This window comes from Bacillus sp. FSL W7-1085, from assembly GCF_038595035.1.
In the GTDB taxonomy this organism is placed as follows: Bacteria; Bacillota; Bacilli; order Bacillales; family Bacillaceae; genus Bacillus; species Bacillus altitudinis.
On record NZ_CP152000.1, the window covers coordinates 2,642,163 to 2,664,236 of the forward strand.

The 22,074-nt window shown below is 40.3% G+C and carries 22 protein-coding genes; 11 read left to right on the plus strand and 11 right to left on the minus strand.

What is annotated here, in order from left to right; all coding sequences use genetic code 11:
- Positions 1-51: 51 nt before the first annotated feature.
- From ytfJ to sppA, 4 genes are all read right to left on the minus strand, one after another.
- The gene (gene ytfJ, locus MKY11_RS13590) at positions 52-504 is read right to left on the minus strand and encodes a GerW family sporulation protein (protein WP_007501733.1); all 453 of its coding nucleotides are present in this window, start codon (positions 502-504) and stop codon (positions 52-54) included.
- A gap of 14 nt (positions 505-518) precedes the next feature.
- The gene (locus MKY11_RS13595; protein WP_034647385.1) at positions 519-1,226 is read right to left on the minus strand and encodes a DUF2953 domain-containing protein; all 708 of its coding nucleotides are present in this window, start codon (positions 1,224-1,226) and stop codon (positions 519-521) included.
- 102 nt (positions 1,227-1,328) lie between these two features.
- Positions 1,329-1,853, minus strand: a complete 525-nt coding sequence (locus MKY11_RS13600; RefSeq protein ID WP_268372984.1) for an RDD family protein — start codon at positions 1,851-1,853, stop codon at positions 1,329-1,331.
- A 14-nt stretch (positions 1,854-1,867) separates the two neighbouring features.
- Positions 1,868-2,869: a signal peptide peptidase SppA gene (gene sppA / locus MKY11_RS13605; RefSeq protein WP_024718673.1), complete on the minus strand. Its 1,002-nt coding sequence runs from the start codon at positions 2,867-2,869 to the stop codon at positions 1,868-1,870.
- A gap of 448 nt (positions 2,870-3,317) precedes the next feature.
- Between sppA and MKY11_RS13610 the strand changes: the two genes are divergently transcribed.
- The 8 genes from MKY11_RS13610 (at position 3,318) to MKY11_RS13645 (ending at position 11,836) form a co-directional block, all read left to right on the plus strand.
- Positions 3,318-4,121, plus strand: a complete 804-nt coding sequence (locus MKY11_RS13610) for an NAD kinase (RefSeq protein WP_008343132.1) — start codon at positions 3,318-3,320, stop codon at positions 4,119-4,121.
- A 265-nt stretch (positions 4,122-4,386) separates the two neighbouring features.
- Positions 4,387-5,829 carry a DEAD/DEAH box helicase gene (locus MKY11_RS13615; RefSeq protein WP_342501487.1) on the plus strand — a complete coding sequence of 481 codons (1,443 nt, stop codon included), beginning with the start codon at positions 4,387-4,389 and terminating at the stop codon, positions 5,827-5,829.
- A gap of 189 nt (positions 5,830-6,018) precedes the next feature.
- Positions 6,019-7,074 (plus strand): fatty acid desaturase, encoded by a 1,056-nt coding sequence (locus tag MKY11_RS13620; protein WP_007501745.1) that lies wholly within the window; start codon positions 6,019-6,021, stop codon positions 7,072-7,074.
- A 115-nt stretch (positions 7,075-7,189) separates the two neighbouring features.
- Entirely contained in the window at positions 7,190-8,326 is a 1,137-nt protein-coding gene (locus MKY11_RS13625) for a sensor histidine kinase (RefSeq protein WP_342501488.1), read from the plus strand.
- Complete coding sequence (locus tag MKY11_RS13630; RefSeq protein WP_007501749.1) at positions 8,323-8,922, plus strand: response regulator transcription factor; 600 nt, start codon at positions 8,323-8,325, stop codon at positions 8,920-8,922. The genes MKY11_RS13625 and MKY11_RS13630 overlap by 4 nt, the downstream gene beginning before the upstream one ends.
- 190 nt (positions 8,923-9,112) lie before the next feature.
- The gene (locus MKY11_RS13635) at positions 9,113-10,033 is read left to right on the plus strand and encodes an iron-hydroxamate ABC transporter substrate-binding protein (protein ID WP_025207786.1); all 921 of its coding nucleotides are present in this window, start codon (positions 9,113-9,115) and stop codon (positions 10,031-10,033) included.
- A gap of 109 nt (positions 10,034-10,142) precedes the next feature.
- Complete coding sequence (locus MKY11_RS13640; RefSeq protein WP_047945292.1) at positions 10,143-10,832, plus strand: response regulator transcription factor; 690 nt, start codon at positions 10,143-10,145, stop codon at positions 10,830-10,832.
- Positions 10,832-11,836, plus strand: coding sequence for a sensor histidine kinase (locus MKY11_RS13645; protein ID WP_025207788.1), 1,005 nt, complete (start codon positions 10,832-10,834; stop codon positions 11,834-11,836). The genes MKY11_RS13640 and MKY11_RS13645 overlap by 1 nt, the downstream gene beginning before the upstream one ends.
- A 74-nt stretch (positions 11,837-11,910) precedes the next feature.
- Here the strand turns inward: MKY11_RS13645 and MKY11_RS13650 are convergent, their stop codons facing one another.
- Together MKY11_RS13650 and MKY11_RS13655 are read right to left on the minus strand one after the other, a co-directional pair.
- Positions 11,911-13,155, minus strand: coding sequence for an FtsW/RodA/SpoVE family cell cycle protein (locus tag MKY11_RS13650; RefSeq protein ID WP_259253260.1), 1,245 nt, complete (start codon positions 13,153-13,155; stop codon positions 11,911-11,913).
- Positions 13,146-13,490 carry a PadR family transcriptional regulator gene (locus MKY11_RS13655; RefSeq protein ID WP_144679988.1) on the minus strand — a complete coding sequence of 115 codons (345 nt, stop codon included), beginning with the start codon at positions 13,488-13,490 and terminating at the stop codon, positions 13,146-13,148. Before MKY11_RS13655 ends, MKY11_RS13650 begins: the two co-directional genes overlap by 10 nt.
- Before the next feature lie 297 nt (positions 13,491-13,787).
- Here MKY11_RS13655 and MKY11_RS13660 point away from each other — a divergent pair, with 297 nt between their 5' ends.
- Together MKY11_RS13660 and MKY11_RS13665 are read left to right on the plus strand one after the other, a co-directional pair.
- Complete coding sequence (locus tag MKY11_RS13660) at positions 13,788-14,549, plus strand: ABC transporter ATP-binding protein (RefSeq protein WP_007501759.1); 762 nt, start codon at positions 13,788-13,790, stop codon at positions 14,547-14,549.
- Entirely contained in the window at positions 14,539-16,476 is a 1,938-nt protein-coding gene (locus MKY11_RS13665) for an ABC transporter permease (protein WP_259253259.1), read from the plus strand. The genes MKY11_RS13660 and MKY11_RS13665 overlap by 11 nt, the downstream gene beginning before the upstream one ends.
- A gap of 40 nt (positions 16,477-16,516) precedes the next feature.
- Here the strand turns inward: MKY11_RS13665 and MKY11_RS13670 are convergent, their stop codons facing one another.
- Positions 16,517-17,866 (minus strand): amidohydrolase family protein, encoded by a 1,350-nt coding sequence (locus MKY11_RS13670; protein ID WP_041506719.1) that lies wholly within the window; start codon positions 17,864-17,866, stop codon positions 16,517-16,519.
- Positions 17,867-17,971: 105 nt separating this feature from the next.
- Positions 17,972-18,559, minus strand: a complete 588-nt coding sequence (locus tag MKY11_RS13675; protein ID WP_017358293.1) for an NAD(P)H-dependent oxidoreductase — start codon at positions 18,557-18,559, stop codon at positions 17,972-17,974.
- Positions 18,560-18,675: 116 nt separating this feature from the next.
- On the opposite strand from MKY11_RS13675, the gene MKY11_RS13680 reads away from it, so the two are divergent.
- Entirely contained in the window at positions 18,676-19,110 is a 435-nt protein-coding gene (locus MKY11_RS13680) for a MarR family transcriptional regulator (RefSeq protein ID WP_342501489.1), read from the plus strand.
- Positions 19,111-19,162: 52 nt separating this feature from the next.
- Here MKY11_RS13680 and MKY11_RS13685 read toward each other — a convergent pair whose 3' ends face one another.
- The 3 genes from MKY11_RS13685 to MKY11_RS13695 all read right to left on the minus strand — a co-directional run bounded on the left by MKY11_RS13685 (position 19,163) and on the right by MKY11_RS13695 (position 21,900).
- A complete protein-coding gene (locus MKY11_RS13685) occupies positions 19,163-19,339 on the minus strand; it encodes a hypothetical protein (RefSeq protein ID WP_008356320.1) in 177 nt (58 codons plus the stop codon).
- A gap of 229 nt (positions 19,340-19,568) precedes the next feature.
- Positions 19,569-20,183 (minus strand): LysE/ArgO family amino acid transporter, encoded by a 615-nt coding sequence (locus tag MKY11_RS13690; RefSeq protein ID WP_041506718.1) that lies wholly within the window; start codon positions 20,181-20,183, stop codon positions 19,569-19,571.
- Between the two features lie 136 nt (positions 20,184-20,319).
- The gene (locus MKY11_RS13695) at positions 20,320-21,900 is read right to left on the minus strand and encodes an acyl--CoA ligase (RefSeq protein WP_249855654.1); all 1,581 of its coding nucleotides are present in this window, start codon (positions 21,898-21,900) and stop codon (positions 20,320-20,322) included.
- Between the last annotated feature and the right edge of the window lie 174 nt (positions 21,901-22,074).

Genomic DNA, 22,074 nt, shown 5'->3' on the forward strand with positions numbered 1-22,074 from the left:
AGCCTAATCGTCCATTTTGAAAAAAAAGTTAACTGCAGGGCAGCTAACTTTTTAAAGGTCTATGTCATCTAGTTTTCGTTCTTTGTGACGATGCTCCCGTTCATCCTTCTTAAACATGTGCTGAAGACGTTCAATTGCTTGAGGAGCAGAATCCAATATTTTATCGAGCAGATGTGTGTGTTCATCCAAATGAAGCATTCTTACGCCATTTGTTCCCACAATTAAAAAGGCGATTGGTGTAATCGATACTCCCCCACCGCTTCCGCCTCCAAATGGGAGTCTCGGTTCTTTTCGTTCTTGTTCATCAGACCGTTTTTCTTTCTTTTGGTTACCGTTGAATTCACTGCCGCCGGCTGCAAATCCAAAACCAACCTTTGACACAGTGAGAATGACACTGCCGTCAGGGGTTTCGACTGGATCGCCGATGATCGTGTTCACATCAATCATTTCTTTTAAGTTTTCCATCGCTGTCTTCATCAGACCTTGGATTGGATGATCTGCCATTTTCGGGTTCCTCCTTAAACAGATGATTCATTCTTCGTTGCTTGAAGAGAGGCATTTTTTCTCGCCTTTCTCCCTTTTAACCAATGGACAAGTAATCGAATGGCTGCAAGCATAGCATGTCCAATCCGAAAATAAGCTATACATGCAAAGTGTGTCTGTGATACTTTGTGCTGAAAAGCGGGAATCACTTCATAGACGGGTTTGTGCTTAAAGGTGAGATGCTCCTGCATAAAGGCAAGAAGTGCTCCTTTGACTGACCACACACCACCGGCTGCTACACCTGTTAAAGCTGCGTCATGAAAACCAATCCATGTGGACCAGTGAAATGAGACGATTTTTATATGAATGAAAAACGTTCGCATGATCCGGTTTAGATCGACAATTTCTTTTGTAATACGCTCCATTTGATGAAGGATTTCCTTTACATCACGTTTTCCCACTTTTTTATGCATGGTTTCTTTTTCTTGATTAGGCGTTTTGGTGCTGGCCATTTTCTTTTCACGAATATCAATCGTTTGATCTTCCGTATTCACTTTCACCATCGGAATGTCTTTCTTCAGTCTGACGATTCCATATAACGTGATGATCTTCACCGCAATATGGTCATTGTCATTTGCATGTGAATAGTCCAGTGAAATGGTCACTTTCATAAAGATCAATAAGATCACAAGGAACAAAAAAGCTGCGATCCAAACGTACAGCACTGTGCTCACTTCCTCCATAACAAATGATGCTTCCACTACGATTATGGCTCTCCTTCTGGATTTTATACCCAATCACCAAAAAAAAAGAGTTTGACCGGTACTCGGCCAAACTCTCTTTGATTATGCGTTTGATTCTGTTTTTTCATATAAATGTTCATGAACAACCACCGTATCTGCAAAGTAGTCATGAACCCCTTGCTTTTTCGGCGTAAACCCAACCACAGCATAGAGAACAAAAAGCGTATTAATATATCGCCCCACAATTTCTCTAAAGAAAATGACATCCCATGACAGCTTCTTCTCCGGCTGAAGTGAGACGACTTTGATTCCAAACACCATCTTTCCAAGTGTTTGTTGGAAAACCTTCGTCATGATCGCAAAATAAAGCAGAAAAACAATTGTCGTTGTGACGGAAAATGGGGAAAACCAGCCTCCCCCTTTTGACCAGCCAAAGAGACTAAAGATTGGAGAAACCGTCAAATGGTTAACACCCCATACGACGAGCCAATCTAGGATAAATGCCCAGAATCTAATCCAGAAACCTGCAAAAGCCTGCGCTTCAATTGAAGTGCGCTTCGCAAGAGTCGGCCTTGATTCTCCCTCTTGGCTGCGACTTTCCGTTACTTCATCGAATGTAGAATCCATCTATGATCCCTCCTTTATTTTGAATAGAGATACATCGGTTTAGACCCATTGGAGCCAGCCAGTGTTTCTTTTAAGTTCAGAAAATCAATTTCGCTTTTAAAGAGCTTACTTGCACTCATATTGAAGAGAGAGTTCCAGCCGAAGCTTTGAGAATAGCTGATCACTGTCGCTCCTTTTAACCCTTTTTCATTTTTCTTCATTGCTTTTAGAGCATCTTCATAGTACCCAAGCTCATCCACTAATCCGTTCGATTTCGCCTGTGTTCCGTCATAGATTCGGCCGTCAGCAATTTTCTTGACGTCCTGCTTAGACATGCCACGTCCTTCTGAGATGACTTTCACAAAGCCTTCATAAGAGTTGTCAACCATGCTTTGCATGATGTCTCGCTCATCTTTTGTCATATCACGATTTGGGGACATGATGTCTTTGAATTTTCCACTTTTAATGGTTTCATATTTGATGCCTAAATTATCTGCCAGCTTTGCATAATTCAAACTTTGCATGATGACCCCGAGAGAGCCTGTTAACGTTTCAGGTGAAGCAAAGATTTTTTTCGCTGGAGTGGATACATAATAGCCACCAGAAGCCGCCATTGAACCCATAGAAACATAAATTGGCTTCTTCGCTTTCTTTACTTCTTCTAATTTTTTATGTATTTCAGCACTTTCATAGACACCGCCACCAGGAGAGTTGACGCGCAGCAAGACACCTTTCACAGACGCATCGTCTTTTGCTTTATCTAATTCCTTTAAGAACGCACGATGATCATATGCTTCCCCGCCTAGAAGGCTGGATGCACCGCCGTTATCTTGAATCGTACCATTAATCTCAAGTACAGCAATTTTACTCGCACCGCTTCCATCTTCTAGTACCTTTTCTTCGATTTCGTCCCCGAATTGATAGCTCATCTTATTATCATTGAAGCTTTCATACAAGGCCGTCGTGATACTAATCACAATCGAAAAGCCGAAAACACCAAGTGCAATGATTAAGGCTACCCATCTTTTCGCATTCATTTCTTTCTCCTCCTTTTTGTCTCACTTCGTTCATACGAATACACACATGAAATGTTTCACAGGAACTGTGGTTTTTTTACATTTCATTTCAACATATGATAGCACCGATGTGAAATGACGATCAACTTTACATCTTCTATCATTTGCTCATCATGACGAAAAATTGGTTATTTTATCCTCTTCCTACATCTAATAGATCAGATCATCTCCACAACAAAACACCCAGACCTCTCTATCCTCCAAAATGAGCTATTAAATTATACTCAAAGTCAGCGTTTTCTAATCACTTACAATGACTCATTTCTCAAATGGAAGCCTCTATCAAAATGAAGCGTCTTTCTAATATTTTTACTTTCATATGAAAAAAGTGTAAAATGTGAACAAGGGTTTTCTATGTAAGCCCTTTATTACTCGAAATCTATTTTTGACAACAAAGGGGAGAACGTCAATGACAGACAATCGTCGCAATGTATTTTTCTTTTACAAAAAAGATCATGAATTGGATGGACACATTTCTTCTCTGGAGAAGCTCGCTACCGATCAAGGCTTTCACGTCGTAAAGCGTGCAGAAGATGCCCATATCATTGCTTCAATTGGTGGAGATGGTACATTTCTTCAAGCGGTTCGCAAAACGAACTTCCGGGATGACTGCTTGTATGTAGGGGTATCAAAAACAGAGAATTCGCACCTATACTGCGATTTTTCGTTAGAACATTTTGATAAAATGATTGATGCCATGAACACTGAACAGATTGAAGTGAGAAAATATCCGATCATCGATGTAAGCGTTGACAGTACAAACCAGTTCCATTGCTTAAACGAACTGTCGATCCGCTCTAGCATCATTAAAACATTTGTCATCGATGTGTATATAGATGATTTCCATTTTGAAACCTTTAGAGGCGACGGGATGATTATTTCCACTCCAACCGGTTCAACGGCCTACAATAAATCGGTCAACGGCGCCGTGGTGGATCCGATGCTTCCGTGTATGCAAGTAACCGAGCTGGCATCGCTGAATAACAACTCATACCGTACACTTGGAGCTCCTTTCATTTTAAGCAGTGACCGCAAGCTGACACTAAAGGTTGTTCAGGACGGTAACGACCATCCGATTATCGGTCTTGATAACGAAGCGCTAGGTACAAAACATGTCAAACAAATAGATATTGGCCTTTCTGGCAAAGTGATCAAAACGGTCAAATTAAAAGATAACTCCTATTGGGAAAAAGTAAAACGCAGATTCCTTTAATCAAAAAGCTCCTTTAAGAGGCTTTTGTTTTCTTTTCAGCGTGATAGAAAACCTTTGAAGTCTAGGAAGAGTGAGCACCGGAACGGAGCGAATTTGACATTCGTGAGTACCGGAGCGCAAATCTGACACCGAATGCGAGGGTTTGTCTACACGCTGAAAGCTCCTTTACGGGGCTTTTTTTCATGCTTTTTCATTCAAGGTCATGGTGTCTTTGAAAAGATATGGTATGATGTCACAAGTATACATGTACGAAAAGGAGAACACGATGCCATTACAACAATTTGATCAATATCCATTAAGCGATGAATTGAAACAAGCGCTAGAAGCGCTTCATTTCCATACACCTACACCCGTCCAGCACGAGACCTTATCCGTTGCTTTTTCAAAGCAGGACCTCATTGTCAAATCTCAGACAGGCAGTGGCAAAACAGCAGCCTATGGTCTGCCAATTTGTGAAATGGTGGATTGGGCTGAGAATAAACCTCAAGCCCTCATCCTCGTCCCAACAAGAGAACTTGCCATGCAGGTCAAACAGGATCTGACCAGCCTCGGACGATTTAAACGAATCAAAGCGGCCGCCATTTATGGAAAAGCTCCATTTCAAGCACAAAAAATAGAGCTTGCACAAAAGAACCACATTGTGTGCGGAACGCCAGGACGAATATTGGATCACCTTGAAAAAGGGACACTTGCTTTAGACAATCTGTCATTTTTCGTGTTAGATGAAGCAGACGAAATGCTGAACATGGGATTTATTGATCAAGTCTCTTCTATTATTCAGCATCTGCCGCCAAAGCGGATGTCGTTGTTATTTTCAGCGACGATGTCTGATGAAATGAAGGATTTGAGTGAGCAGTTTTTACAATCGCCAAAAGTGATAGAGATTGCTCGGGAGGAAACGACGAAGCAGCATATCACCCACACCTTGATTGAAACCGAGGAAGAAGGCAAGTTTTCATTACTTCAACGAACGATTGTCATTGAAAATCCAGATAGCTGTATTATTTTTTGCAATACGCAGGAGCGAGTGAATGAGCTGACGATGAAGCTGGATGAGTGGGATGTTCCTTGCGATAAGATTCATGGCGGGATGAGGCAGGAAGACCGCTTTGCTGTAATGGATGAATTCAAAAACGGGGAATTCCGTTATTTGATCGCAACCGATATAGCAGCCCGAGGAATTGATGTCAGTGATATGACACATGTCATTCATTACGACTTGCCATATGAAAAAGAACGCTATATTCATCGGACCGGAAGAACTGGCAGAGCGGGTAAAAGCGGAAAAACGATTGCGTTTATGACAAGGCACGGGCAGCAGCTCATTGAAGAATTAAAGCAGGAAGCTGGCATTCATTTTCAGACTCAGCCTTATCCTACAAAAGAAGACGCAGAACAGCATGTAGAAAGCTTTGAAGAAAAGATTGAAACGCCGATTCAAAAGGAAAATAAACAAGCTGGCGTTGAAAAGGATATTATGAAGCTTTATTTTAACGGCGGGAAGAAAAAGAAACTCCGGGCAGTTGATTTCGTTGGAACAATCGCCAAAATAGATGGCGTTGCGTTTGATGACATTGGGATTATTACCATTCAGGAAACGAAAACATATGTCGATATTTTAAATGGCAAAGGCCCTCTTGTGCTAAATGCCATGCGCCACACAACGATTAAAGGCAAGCAGTTAAAAGTACATGAAGCACGTGCATAAAAAGTGAAGGCTAAGCGCCTTTACTTTTTTTATTTAAAATAAAATAAGCTTACAACCCTTGAACCATCAGCCTTTCCCGCGTCCAACATGACAAATGTCATATTGAATACATGATGGGTGCTACTATGAGCATGACACCTTTCCTTCTATACTTTGAAGTAGAAAGAAACGGAAAGGACTTGAACGTTCATGACGACTTCAACAAACACACAGCAGCAAGCCACTTTAAGAAAACAAGTTGGCCAATTCTCTGGTGCTAATTCGAAAAAAAGTATCATTCAACTCTTTAATACATTCATTCCATTTTTGGGGCTTTGGTTTCTTGCCTATTATAGCCTGAACATCTCCTACCTTTTAACCCTCTTCTTTGCGGTGATTGCAGCTGGTTTTTTAGTACGTGTCTTTATTATTTTTCACGACTGCTGCCATCAATCCTTTTTTAAACAGAAGCCGCTGAATCACCTGTTCGGTTTTGTAACGGGCGTACTCACCCTTTTCCCTTATCTTCAATGGCAAAGAGATCATTCAATTCACCATGCCACAAGCAGTAATCTAGACAAACGAGGTACTGGCGACATTTGGCTCCTGACAGTCAAAGAATATCAAGAAGCATCAGCTTGGACGAAATTTCGCTACAGATTTTACCGTAATCCTTTTGTGATGTTTATTTTAGGACCGATCTTTGTTTTTCTCTTAAAAAACCGTTTCAACGTCAAAAATGCTCGTAAAAAAGAGCGCTGGAACACGTATTTCACAAACGTGAGCATCATTGCACTAGCAACTGCAACGTGTCTTCTTTTTGGCTGGCAGGAGTTCCTGCTTGTCCAAGGTCCAATCTTCCTGATCTCAGGATCAATCGGCGTATGGCTGTTTTATGTGCAGCATACATTTGAAGATTCTTACTTTGAAGCAGATGAACATTGGAATTATGTGCAGGCGGCAGTAGAAGGCAGTTCTTTTTACAAATTACCAAAGCTTCTTCAATGGTTAACAGGCAATATCGGCTATCACCATGTTCATCATTTAAGTCCGAGGGTACCGAATTATCACTTGGAGCATGCACATGATCATAGTGAGCCGCTTCAAAATGTTCCAACCATCACTTTAAAAACAAGTATCGAATCAATGAAATTTAGACTTTGGGATGAAGAAACGAAAGCATTCGTTACCTTTAAAGAAGCACGGCAATCTAAGAAGATGCCCGCACCTGTCATTAAAGGAGACATTCTGAAGAAAAATGCATAATTGGTGCAAGCTCTTTCTTACTCTAGAAGGAGCTTGTTGCCATTTACAGGATGCAACCGTAAGTTGAATTTGATAAAGTAAGGAAAAGAACGAAAACGGAAAAGGTGGCACACGGATGAAAAAACAGTTTAAAATTCAAAAATTGCATGGGATTTCCCCCTATATATGGGCCATTTTTTTCATCCTGCCCTTCTATTTTATCTTAAAGACGCCTACGACTTTAGGTATTGTCATTGGCATTATTTTGAACGTGGTTTTTTTCGGAGTGTATCGTTTTGCCTTTGTCGCAAAAGGCTGGTCTTTATATGTCTTCGGTCTTTTATTGATTGCGATTTCTACAGGCTATGTGATGCTCTACAGCTATATTTATTTCGCTTTTTGCATCGCCTATTTCAATGGGCACATTAAAAGAAAAGTCCCTTTTTATATCTTATACTATATTCATCTAGGGAGCGCCGCCGTAGCAGTGAACTTTAGCTTGATTTTAAAAAAGGGATGGTTTCTCACACAAATTCCTTTTGTTGTGATCACACTTATTAGCGCCATTCTCCTCCCTCTCAGCATTCGAAGCCGAAAAGAACGTGAACGCCTTGAAGAGAAATTAGAAAATGCCAATGAACGGATCGCCGATCTTGTCAAACTTGAAGAAAGACAGCGCATTGCTCGTGATCTACATGATACACTTGGACAAAAACTCTCTCTTATCGGTTTAAAGAGTGACCTTGCCCGTAAACTCGTGTATAAAGACCCTGAACAGGCACGCGCCGAACTAAAAAGCGTCCAACAGACAGCTAGAACGTCTCTAAATGAAGTGCGGAAAATTGTTTCTTCCATGAAAGGCATTCGGATCAAAGATGAGAAATTGAACATCAAGCAAATCCTTGAAGCCGCCGATATTGACATGATTTATGATGAAAAGGAAGCGCCGAAACACATCTCTCTTCTGAACGAAAACATTGTGAGCATGTGCATCAAAGAAGCCGTAACGAATGTCGTCAAACACAGCGATGCCACTGTCTGTCAAATCACCATTCATCAAAAGTCAAAGGAAGTTGTCATTACAGTTGAGGATAACGGCACATTTAAAGGCGGTGATCCATCCTCTCAAACGAAGGGACATGGCCTTTTAGGGATTAGAGAAAGATTGGAATTTGCAAATGGACGCCTGCACATTGAAACAAAAGACGGGACGAAGCTGATCATGAGTATTCCAAATGATTCAGCAGCGAAAGATAAGGAGGAAATAAAATGATTAACATCTTTATCGCAGAGGATCAGCAAATGCTGCTTGGTGCTCTTGGGTCGCTTCTCGATTTAGAAGACGATATGACCGTTGTTGGAAAAGGGACAAACGGCCAGGACGCCATTGATTTTGCTCAAAAACATCCGGTCGATATTTGTTTAATGGATATTGAAATGCCAGGAAAATCTGGTCTCGATGCCGCTGAAGAACTCAAAAAGTCTGATGTGAAGATCATCATTTTAACAACCTTTGCCCGTTCTGGCTATTTTCAAAGAGCACTGAAAGCTGGCGTTAGCGGCTACATGCTGAAAGACAGCCCAAGCGAGGATTTAGCAAGTGCCATCCGCAGCGTGATGAAAGGGAAAAAGGTGTACGCCCCTGAATTAATGGAAGACTTGTACAGCGACGAAAATCCTTTAACTGAACGAGAAAAGTCGGTTCTAGAACTCGTCGCAGACGGAAAAAACACAAAAGAAATCGCCAAGGAACTCAGCATTAAAAGCGGCACTGTCCGAAACTACATATCCGTTATTTTAGATAAACTAGAAGTCAAAAACCGAATTGAGGCCATTACTCGTTCCAAAGAAAAAGGCTGGTTTAAATAAGAAAAAAGATCAGGTCATACACTGCCTTGATCTTTTTTTCTTTCTATCATTATTCCTCTATCCACTGCTAAAATATCATTGACAACAAACCTCACTTCTATGGTATGATATCTGAGTGATAATAATTATCATTATCACTCATACAACCAAATACACGGCTGATGTGCCGATTTCAAAGGAGTTTACATTCATGAAGAAAATATTGTTCCCTCTGATGCTCATCTTCGTACTTGCGTTGAGCGCATGTGGCAATAGCAGCAACTCTTCCTCAAATAAAGGAAAGCAATCAACGTCATCGGACACGATTACATATCAATCTGAAAATGGACCTGTGAAGCTGCCAGCAAATCCAAAACGTGTTGTTGTTCTCGCCTCTTATACAGGAAATGTCTTGTCACTTGGTGTGAACCTTGTGGGCGTTGACTCTTGGTCAAAAAAGAATCCACGTTTCAAAAAGAAATTAAAAAATGTGGAAGAAGTATCCGATGAAAATGTAGAAAAAATCATGAAGCTAAAACCTGATGTCATCATCGGTTTAAGCGGTGCAAAAAATGTAGAAAAACTAAAAAAAATCGCCCCTACCGTTTTATTCACGTATAACAAAGTCGATTACCTTCAGCAGCATATTGAAATTGGAAAAGTCTTAAACAAAGAAAAAGAAGCAAAAGCATGGGTCAAGGATTTCAAACAGCGTGCAGCTGAAGCTGGCAAAGAAATCAAAGCAAAAATTGGTGAAGATGCAACCGTATCTGTCTTTGAAAGCGGCACAAAAGATCTTTACGTCTTTGGAGATGCGTGGGGACGGGGAACAGAAATCCTCTACCAAGCAATGAAACTAAAAATGCCTGAAAAAGTAAAAGAAAAAGCATTAAAAGCTGGCTATTATGCGGTATCACAAGAGGTCATCCCTGAATTTGCCGGAGACTATATGATCATTAGCAAAAACAGCGAGATGGACAATTCCTATCAAAACAGTGAAATCTATAAGTCCATTCCTGCTGTGAAAAAACATCGTGTGTATGAAGCAAATGCGGAAGAGTTTTACTTTAATGATCCACTCACACTTGAATATCAATTATCATTCTTTAAAAAGCACTTTTTAGGTAAATAAACCGAAGCAAGGGATCTCTTCCCTTGCTTTTTTGCTGTCTGCTTCTAGCGGGAGTGCCTGTTTTCCGCTACAATGATGTACAAGTAATTCAAAAAGTGTGGTGCTCGTTTTGTTTAAAATTTTGCTGATTGAGGATGATACAACCCTCTTCCAAGAAATCAAAGAACGTTTAGTCAACTGGTCTTATGATGTGTATGGGATCAACAATTTTCAACAGGTCATGCAGGAGTTCACTTCCATCCAGCCTGATTTAGTCATTATTGATATTCAGCTACCAAAGTACGATGGCTTTCATTGGTGCCGGATGATTCGGCATCATTCTAATGTGCCCATCATCTTTCTTTCCTCTCGTGATCATCCTGCTGATATGGTCATGTCGATGCAGCTTGGAGCTGATGATTTTGTACAAAAGCCCTTTCACTTTGACGTTCTCATCGCCAAAGTAAGTGCTGTTCTTCGCCGAGTCCATGATTATAATGCGGAACCAGCCAACTTAAAAGTCTGGTGCGGCGCTACCCTTGATCTCGAAAATAATACAGTGACAAATGAAAACGGTGAGGTTGAATTAACAAAAAATGAGTTTTTTATTCTCAAAGAATTGATTCAGCATAAAAACCATATCGTCAAAAGGGAATCTCTCATCCAAGCTTTATGGGACGATGAACGATTCGTGAGTGACAATACACTCACTGTAAATGTCAACCGCCTTAGAAAAAAACTAGACGAAATCTCCCTTGGCGCCTTCATTGAAACAAAAGTGGGTCAAGGTTATCTTGCAAAGGAAAAGGATGATCAATGATGCTGCAAGCATTTCTAAAAGAACGAAGAAGCTGGATCTTGTTCTTTCTTAGTTTGCAGCTTCTCATTCTCTTTGTTGCATATTTGGATACAACGATTCCACTAGCTTCTCTTTTTTATATCGTGCTTTTGTCTACATTACTCTTCATTGTTTTTCTTTTTTTTCGTTATCGGAAAGAAACTGCTTATTACATGCAACTGAAAGAATGGGATGAAAACATAGACCATCAAATACGTCTCAAACCCTCTTCCCCCTTTGAACAAATTGTACAGGAGGCAGCGTCAGAGCAAATCGACCGATACCGCCAGATGACGGCTAAGCAAAAGACTGCGCTGGAAGAAGAAAAAGATGAACTGCTCTCATGGATACATGAGGTGAAAACGCCGCTCACGGCGATGCACTTAATGATTGACCGCATAACAGAACAGCCGCTCAAATCAAATATGACATATGAATGGCTTAGAATACATTTACTCCTTGATGCACAGCTGCATCAAAGCAGGATCCAACATATTGAAAATGATTTATTTATTGAAAAACTGGATCTCCAAAACATGCTAACGAAAGAAATCAAAGCGCTCCAATCGTGGTGTATGCAAAAAGGAATTGGCTTTGACCTTTTATTAGAAGAGCGAGACGTATTAAGTGATACAAAATGGTTATCCTTTATGATCAGACAAGTGCTGACAAACGCCGTCAAGTACAGCCAATCATCTGACATTATCATCGAAAGCAAACAAATGAACGAACAAGTGGTGCTCACCATCACAGATCAAGGCAGAGGAATTGACCCAAGAGACGTGTCCCGTATTTTTGAAAAAGGCTTTACCTCCACAAGACATCACAATGACACGGCCTCCACAGGCATGGGGCTCTATTTAACAAAAAAGGGAGCTGACGCTCTTCATATCACAATCGAGGTCAACTCCACATTAGATCAAGGGACAACTTTCACCTTTATCTTTCCGAAAAAGAATGATTTTGTGCATATTGCAAGCATGTGAACATGCAGTTCAAGAAACCCAATCTCTTCATTCAACGATGCATTGAAGAGATTGGGTTATTTTATACAGCCATATCACGCTACTTCACGGCACATTTCTCCTAGCTGTTTCCTTCTATAAATACTCATTAGCAGCCCGACTGACATCATTTCTAGAAGAATATGAGATCCCCCATAGCTCATAAAAGGCATGGAAACTCCTGATATAGGCAATAATCCAAAGTTTGTGAAAATACTTAAGATAAATTTTGCTGCAAATGTGGTTGCCAAACCAATCATTAACATCTTGCCATAAGCAGATTGAACTCGTTTCGCTGTATGAACTACTCTATAAATCAAAGTCACAAACAAAATAAAAACGGCCAATCCTGCAAACCATCCGAATGAATAAATGATATACGTCAACATCCAATCAGTGTGAACATCATACAATGCGTACGGATTTATCTGAAAACCATTTGAGCTAAATTCATGAAGTGAGTATTGGTAAAAGTGGGACATATCAGCTTGATAAAGAGAAAATAATTGAACAATGAGATAGACAATACCTGCTGCTGTAAACGGAATAAGCTGTCTCATTCTTGCATGAGATACATACATCATCGTTATGCATATGACCATAAAGGTGATGGTTGCAGAAAGAGATCCGACTATATGTAATAAAATAATGGGTAAAGTGACAATCGCTAACCCTAACCAAGACTTAAAACCATTCTTCCAGTTCCAAGATTGGTAAATGCCCGCTAACGAAATAATCATCAGAAATGGAAAAATTTCAGTCAGATTGATCGATCCATTATTTAAGCTTAAAAAGAGAATACCGTTCACTCTTGTCCCAATCATCATTGTAAGAATCAGCATTCCAATCGTTCCTATATATAAATGCCAAGAATAGGGTAAAAAGCGCCGATAATCAAAAGCAAACAGCCCAAACATCAACGCAAGACCAAATACATAGTAAATGAGACTTTTATAAAAGATATTCGTGTCTTGAAAATGAAGTAAATGAGAATGAAACTGAAAATAATACATCACAAACAGCCCAAATGAACAAGTAGCTAGTACAAGAAGTATCGTTTTAAAGTCCACTTGAGTTTTGTGTGTTTCATGGAGCTGCATTCCGAGTATGGCTGCATCTCCAATTTGATCGAGCGCTTGATTTACCGCCTCTTCTTCTGACATGCCCGCACTTACCGCTTCCTCTTTCAGCGTGTATAAATGATCACGAAGCTCAAGCTTTATACTTGCATGTACGTCTTTATTTTTGATTCGTTTACACACATTTTTGATATATTGTTCAAACTTTTTCTCTAGTCCCATACGACTTTCTCCCCATTCAAAACGCCATCTACTGCATCTTTGAAGACAGTCCATTCTTCCTTCTTTTCTTTCATAAACGCTTTGCCCTGTTCATTAATCTTGTAATACTTCCTTTTTCGATTGCCATTCCCTTCGCCCCAGTAAGACACAATGAATCCTTTCCCCTCCAAAGTGTGCAAAATAGGATAAATGGTTCCCTCTTTGAAGCTAAAAATCCCTTCGGATTTCGACTCTAATTGCTTAATCATTTCATATCCATACATCGGCTTTTCATTTAGCAAGCTTAAAATAAGGGTAGCAGTACTCCCCTTTAGAAGCTCTTTACTCACTTTCATCCATCGTCACCTCTAATACATAGATTTACTATGCATATATTTGATATGCATATCTTACATGAAATCACATACTCTGTAAAGGTTCATCAGAAAAAACAAGAAATTTGATACATCATCGCGAAAAACAGATAAAATAATTGAATAACAATCTGAATTCTACATAAGGCTTTGACATATAAAACAAGCATGTGACAACAATGTCACATGCACGCCTGTTTTGTTCGCCAAATCGCAGGAAGTCTGATCGGCTTCTTTTTATACTAGAGATATCAATTAAATAAAAAAGGGGTTCGACAGATGAACATTTTAGAAGCTCGTAAATTATATAAAAGCTATGGAAATAAATTCAATAAACAAGAGGTGCTGAAAGGCATTGATTTGACGATAGAAGCTGGAGAATTTGTCAGCATCATGGGGCCATCAGGCTCGGGGAAAACGACCCTTTTGAACGTATTGTCATCGATTGATCATGTGTCCAGCGGATCGATTCGGATCGCAGATGCAGAAATGACGCAAATGAAAGATCAGCAGCTCGCTGAATTTAGAAAGAAACAGCTTGGCTTTGTTTTTCAGGATTATAACTTACTTGATACACTCACGGTTAAAGAGAACATCCTCTTGCCATTATCCATCTCCAAAACGCCTAAAAAAGAAGCTTTTGAACGCTTTCAACAGCTTGCAGAGGATATGGGGATTTATGAACTAAGAGACAAATATCCAAATGAACTGTCTGGTGGACAAAAGCAACGGACATCTGCGGTACGTGCCTTTATTCATGAACCAAGCCTTATTTTTGCTGATGAACCAACCGGAGCACTTGATTCCAAATCTGCGTCTGACTTACTGAACAAGCTGCAAGAATTCAATCACAAGCGCAAAGCAACCATTGTCATGGTGACGCATGACCCTGTTGCAGCCAGTTATTCAAGACGAGTGATTTTTATCAAAGATGGACAGATCTATACACAATTGAATAAAGGCGCATTAGAGAGAAAGATGTTTTTCGAGGATATTATGAAAACGCAAGGTGTTTTAGGCGGTGTGAAGCATGAACATTAATCAGCTCGTCTTCCGCAATCTGAAGAAAAACTTAAAAAATTACTATTTATACGTGTTTGCACTTGTATTTAGTGTGGCGCTCTATTTTTCCTTTGTCACCTTGCAGTATTCACCAGCACTTGATGATGTGAAAGGGTCTATTAAAGGCGGTGCATCCATTAAAGCCGCTTCTATTCTGCTGATCGCCATCGTCGGCATCTTCCTTTTATATGCAAATAGCATTTTCATCAAACGTAGAGGAAAAGAAATCGGTCTCTTGCAGCTCATTGGAATGACGAAACAAAAAATTTCCAAGCTGCTCCATGCAGAAAATTTTATCCTCTATATGATTTCGATGGCTATTGGAATATTGGCCGGATTTATCGGTTCAAAGCTGATGCTGATGGTTCTATTTAAAGTCACAGGTGTTCATGCAATTGCCAATCTTCATTTTTCTGGCACGGCTCTTTTGCAAACAATCATCGTGTTTCTCTTGATTTATGTTGTCATCATGCTAAGAAATAGACGTTTTATTCAGAAGCAAACGATCTTAGCTTTGTTTAGAACAACCTCTTCTACAGAGCAGCGTATTAAAAAAATCTCTGTCTTTGAAATCATCATCGGGGTTCTAGGCATTGCCTTTATCAGCTCAGGCTATTACATTTCTTCTCAGCTTTTTAATGGCTCATACACATCGATGTTTTCGTTATCTTTAGCCATGATCTATATTTTAGGTTCTGTCATTATTGGTACTTTCCTTTTCTATAAAGGCTCTGTTTCATTTATTGCCAATATCGTACGAAAAAGAAAAAATGGCTACCTTGCCATTCATGAAGTCTTGTCTTTATCGTCGATCATGTTCCGTTTAAAATCAAATGCATTGCTGTTAACGATTATTACTACCGTATCTGCACTTGCCATCGGTTTGTTATCACTCAGCTATATTTCCTACTACTCAGCAGAAAAAACAGCTGAACAGCAAATTCCAGCACATTTTGTCATGGGATCTGAGAAAGATGCTGGCACATTCACTCGCGCACTTTCTGATCAGCATATTGCCTATGAGAAAAAGCAGTTCGAGGTCATTCAAGCCGATTTTGATGCAAATCAAATCATCGATACGAAGTTAAGCAGTGTGAATAAAGCTCCAGGAGTCTTAACACTACCTGTGATCAGCGAGAAAAACGTACCAAATATTCATGTAGAGAACAACGAAGTCATGTTAAGTGGCTACAATGATTTATTGAAAAAATTCATGCCGATTAAAAGCTCTGGTGATGTGAAACTTTTAATAAAAAAACCAATTGATTTAAAAGTAATTGATATGAAAAAGGATCATTTAATCTCTTACCAGTTCACTTCTGGCGGCCTACCTGTTGCTGTCGTCAGTCAAAACGTCTTTGAGCAGCTTGATCAAAACAAAGACCCTAAGCTGCAGCGTGAGAATAACCAATATATTGCGATCAATATAAAAGATGAAGGAAAAGTTGAACAAGCCAATGACGTCTTTATGTCTGTGAAATTGAGTGATGAAAGCATGTCTAGATTTGCTACCACTCAGCAGCAAAAACAAACCATCGGACTGATGATGTTTGTAGTCGGATTTTTAGGCCTCAGCTTCCTTGTGACATCAGGCTGTATTTTATACTTCAAACAGATGAATGAGAGCGAAGAGGAACAAAGCTCATACACGATTCTGCGTAAGCTTGGTTTTACGGAGACAGATCTCTTAAAAGGCATTCGGCTCAAACAGCTTTTCAACTTTGGCATTCCGCTTCTCGTCGGGCTCTTGCACAGCTACTTTGCTGTACAATCTGGCTGGTTTTTATTTGGCAGCGAACTGTGGACACCTATGCTGATTGTCATGGCGATTTATACCGTTTTATACTCAGTCTTCGGATTCCTATCTGTCCAATATTATAAAAAAGTCATTAAAGAATCGTTGTAAAGTATTCCCCATAGGCAGTGGCCTATGGGGATATTGCACGTCATTTTGTTGATTCAAACTGATGCGATAAAATATGATCTCTTGCCGCATAAGCTTTTTGTTTGATCTCTTCTAAGTTCACTCCAACTAGCTTCCCATTTTGTTTCACTGCTTTTCCAGCCACATAGACAGAGTCAACATTTGAAGGGTGTGCCGTTTGCACAACTGCCCCAGCCGGATCTGTCATCGGAAGAAGATTCATGCTTGTCCGATCGATCAAGATAAAATCAGCTTCTTTTCCAGGTGTGAGTGAGCCGATTTTGTCATCAAGCTTCAAGGCACGAGCCCCGTTTATAGTGGCTGCTTCAAGCATTTGCTGTGCAGACAATCCAAGTTCAGGTCCTGGCATCGTCCCTTCCATCAATAAAGATTGATTTTGAATCGCCCGCTCCGCCTGTAGTCCAAATTTCATTTGGGTAAATAAATCTCCGCCTGTCGCTGTCACCACATCTACACCAAGCGTTGGCAGAACGCCATTTTCAATGGCGAGCCCTGTGACAGGATATCCGTGTCCCATCATCATTTCAATCTCAGGTGTAATAGAGATGGAGCTTCCGCTGTCAGCTAACATCTTCATTTGATCTGCATCAATTGCATTGATATGCACCATATTCAAATCAGGCCCGAGCAGCCCTGCTTGATGAAGCCGCTCAATCGATCGATCCGCCGCTCCCCAATTTCCAAAGCCAATGTGCATACTGCATAATGCATCTAGTGATCTCGCTGTTTCAATTTCAAAGACGGTCGTCTCCCATGAAGAAAATTCAGGTCCACGAATGGCAAGTCCCATCGTCAACAGCTGATCCGATGATTGAAAATGTTTTTGTTTCACGCGGGCTGCGTCTTCCATATTCGTGAGCGTACTCTCTCTGTCCCAATACGCTGCATCTCCAGAGGTACCAAAACCAAAGACCGCTCGAATACCCGCATCTTTTAAACCTCCAATGAGTTCTTCTGTATGATCCATAGAATTGATCATCGTCCAGTCGAAAAACGTGGTCACTCCTGCATCTAATGCCTCTAATGCGCCTAAATAATTAGCAATTCGATCATCTGATGGACGTCTCATCGCCCCATAGTTGCCATAATAAATTTTGCTCAAGTACGTTTGCAAAGACCAATCTGTTCCGATTCCCCGTATAACAGATTGCCACACATGACGATGGGTATCCACAAGCCCTGGCATGATGACCATGTCAGACGCATCAACAACATCAGCACCGCTTACTTCAATCGAAGGTCCGACTTCTAAAATATGTGCCCCTTCAATTAATAGATCTCCCTTCTCCAGAAAACCTAAAGATGGATCAAGTGTGATAAGAGCCGCATCTTTAAACAATGTTTTCTTCATCCATATCCCCCTTTTCAAATAAAGAGAATGAGTCACTCACTCTCTCTGTCATTTTAAGACATAACAGGTTCAAATTAGAAGAAAAGTGACTCAAGGAATGTGGTTTTATGAGCTGATATTCCGAAAATAGTTGTATATCCGTTTTAATTTCACGTCATGCTTCCCTTTTGGACTTTCCATCATGCCAAATTCAAAGAACTTCACCGGTTTAATCCCGACATATTGCAAAAGAGCTCGTTTCATTAACACCTTGTGGGCATTTTGCAAAAAGAAGAAAGGGTAGTGGGTCGGTCCTTGCATTGTCGATACACATACAGCCCTCTTTCCTTTTAACAAGCCTTCTGGAAGCAGCCCGCCTGTTTGACGGTAAGCAAAATTCGCTGCAAACATGCGATCAATAAAACCAAGTAGCATGGCTGGCGGCCGCCCCCACCAAATCGGATAAACAAACACGATGTTGTCTGCCCATTTGATTTTCTCTTGATATTCTTGAATCTCAGGGTCCTTATGCATATCACGTCTTTTTTTCTCCTCATTAAAAATAAGTACAGGATCAAATTTGTCTTGGTATAAATCTATGATTCTCACTTCTTGAACATTTGGATTTTCTTCACTGCCCTTTAGGATTTCTTTAAAAAAAGCACCATTTAAACTATTGTGATGGGGGTGAGTATAAATAATGAGTACATTCATGGCTTGTCTCCTTTAGTTATCATTTGATAACAAAAAGCATACACTCCTCTTTTTTAGTTGTCAAATGATAATTGTTTTTTGATAACAAATTTGGTATGGTACGTAGGAGGTGAAAAATGATGAAAAACCCACATTTTTTCAAAGAGTTTGTCACATTTGCTTCTACTTTTTCTGAGCTGAAACACGCCATGATGAACAAGATCAAACCATCTGATCTAACCACTCTACAATATTTGATTCTGGAGCAGTTAGCCATCAGTGAGCCGCTAACACCTAGTGAAATCGCCGATTGTCAGCACATGTCTCTTCCGAATGTCAGCAGAGAATTGAAAAAGCTTCACGAAAAACAATTCATTGATAGACAAGAAGATAAAGATGACAAGCGAAAACATGTCATTATGCTGTCTAAAAAAGGCCGTGCGTGTATGGACAAAGCATTTCAACAAATTGAATCCATGCTCATGGACAGCCTTTCTTCCTCTGACCAAAATCAAATGGATGATATCGTACAAGCTCTTCGTCTATTAAATCAAACCATCTTCAAAAAATGATCGAATGAAAAAAGCATGAGCGTATCGCTCATGCAAATGATTTTTGAACACATTAGTAAAGAGATGCTAAAAGATACGTGATGAAACCTACTATTGGAATAATCGGGATCATCAGCTTCAATGTTTTATTCGTATTCTTATATAAATTCCACAACAAGACTGGTACACCAAACGTCAATGTATCAAAGACAGCAAGCACTGCCCCTTTACGCTGTTCTTTATGAGCCATTTGAAAACCTCCACATCCAATAAAATACATTTTTTATAGTGTAGCATACATTCTATTTTGATCATTTCCTCCAGGTAATTGAATCGTCAGTATGTCTGAGATAAATGAACGGGGTGTAACCGATGCTTGCCCCGAGACAGTAGACAACAAAAAAACGCCGGATGTTTTCCATCCAACGCTTCTTCAAATGACATGTTCAACATCACGTCTCTTTTGCTCTATGTATCCTTTATCCAATAAGCTGATAGGCGATATATAATGCAACTAGCCAGATCATGACCGCAGAGGCTTTATTGATCCGGTTCATCCACTTGCCGTTTGTATCTAGCTTTCCTAACATTTTCCCGAGAAGGGCAAGACCCATAAACCATAACCACGAGACAATGATACAGGCTGCGGTAAATGCCACCTTTTCCGCCCCATGATATTGAAGAGAGTTCGTTCCTATCACTCCTATTGTATCGAGAATCGCGTGAGGATTTAAAAGTGAAACGGAACAGGCAAATATGATTTGTTTTCTCATAGGCATCAAGTCCATCTTTTCTTGATTACCTGTTGCGGAGCTCGTGTTCCAAACTGACCATCCCATATAAAGTAAAAAGAAAAATCCAATGATAAAAAGACCCATTTGCAAGATAGGAATGGTGAGTACAACAACCGAAACCCCAATGACAGCTAAAGTAATTAAAAGTGTGTCGCAGAGAGCAGCTGTAATGACCACAGGCAGTACGCGATATAATCGCGGCTGAAGGGCTCCTTGCTGAAATACAAATACATTTTGTGCGCCCAAAGGTAAAATAAGGCCAAAGGCAAGCACAATCCCATGAATTATCGCAATCGACATTTTCAGAACATTCTCCTTTTCAAGTCATCCTTACACATTTTAACATAAAACATCATGAACGAATTTTACATATTTGATTTGTCCAATAAAAAAAGCGCTGGATGATTTTCCATCCAGACGCTTATTGTTTCTACTGTTATGATGATTTTCGTGCAAGCTCTCTTTCTCTCAGCTCGACACGTCGAATTTTCGCTGACGGAGTTTTTGGTAGCTCGTCAATGAATTCGATTTCTCTTGGATATTTGTACGGTGCTGTTGTATTTTTCACGTGTGTTTGCAGTTCTTTAATCAGCTCATCGCTTTGTGCAGATGCATCACGCAGGACGACGTATGCTTTCACGATTGATCCTCTGATTTCATCTGGACTTGCCACAACCGCACATTCTTTCACTGCTGGGTGTTTAATGAGTGCATCTTCGACTTCAAATGGACCAATTGTATAACCTGAGCTGACAATGATGTCATCCCTGCGGCTTTCAAACCAAAAATACCCGTCTTCATCTTTTTTCGCACGGTCACCGGTAATAAAGTAATCCCCACGGCGCTGCGCCTTTGTACGCTCTGCATCTTTGTAGTATTCCTTGAATAAAGCCGGCGTTTCAAGATGAACGGCAATGTCACCTATTTCTCCTGGAGCACAGATCTGGCCATTCTCATCAATGATCTCTACTTCATTGCCAGGTGTTGGTTTGCCCATGCTACCTGGCTTGATGTCCATTCCTTTCAGCACCCCGACTAGCAGCGTGCTTTCTGTTTGCCCGTAACCATCTCGCACTTCGATATCGAAATGTTTTTTGAACGTATCGATGACTTCACGGTTGAGCGGCTCTCCCGCAGAAACAGCACTATGCAATTTGGGTAGCTCGTACTGACTGAGGTCATCCACTTTTGCCATAAATCGATATTCTGTTGGTGTACAGCATAGAACATTGATTTCATTTTTTTGAAGCAGCTCTAAGTACGTATTCGGATTAAATTTCCCTCCATAAACAAAACCTTCTGCTCCGCTTCCTAAAACAGATAAGAGAGGACTCCACACCCATTTTTGCCAGCCTGGTCCTGCTGTTGCCCATACTTTATCCCCTTCATTAATGGAGAGCCATGCTTTGGCCGCAGTACGTAAATGTGCATACGCCCAGCCATGTGTATGAACAACCCCTTTTGGGTTACCTGTTGTGCCTGATGTATAAGAGAGAAACGCCATGTCTGTACGTGTTGTGTCTGCCAATTTCAACTCGCTTGACTGCTCTTCCTTTTGCGCAACAATGTTTGTCCAGCCATGATCATTCTCACCAATCGAGAATGTTTTGAAATCTTTTGGCTGGTTGGTTCCTTCAAACGATTGAATGAATGATGCGTAAACAATCGCTCCTTTTGCTTCTGCATGTTCAATTCGGTAATCTATATCTTTAGCGCGAAGCATTTCTGAACAAGGAATCACAACCATTCCTGTTTTTAGAATGGCTAAATAAATGCTGTATGCCTCTAGCATACGAGGCACCATCACAATGATTTTATCGCCTTTTTTAAAGCCTGCATTTAATAGAACATGACCAATTTTATTCGCCTCTTCCACTAATGCTGCATATGTCACATGTGCTTCATGGCCATTTCCGTCCTGCCAGTGCAGGGCGATTTTCTTCTGGTCATGACTGAACGCTTCAATCTCACTGACTAAGTTATATTGTTCTGGTGCAATTAAGTCTTCTCTTTTCATGGTACAGCTCCTTTTAGCCTCTTTCTATGAAACGAATCATGTTTCAATTTACCTATTCTAACACTCATAACTAAAAAATGCTTGAATTAGGACCTACTCCTAGTATTATGCCATAATTTTTTCATTTCGTCTTCTTTTTTAAAAATATTCTAACAATTTATGTACAAAAAAAGA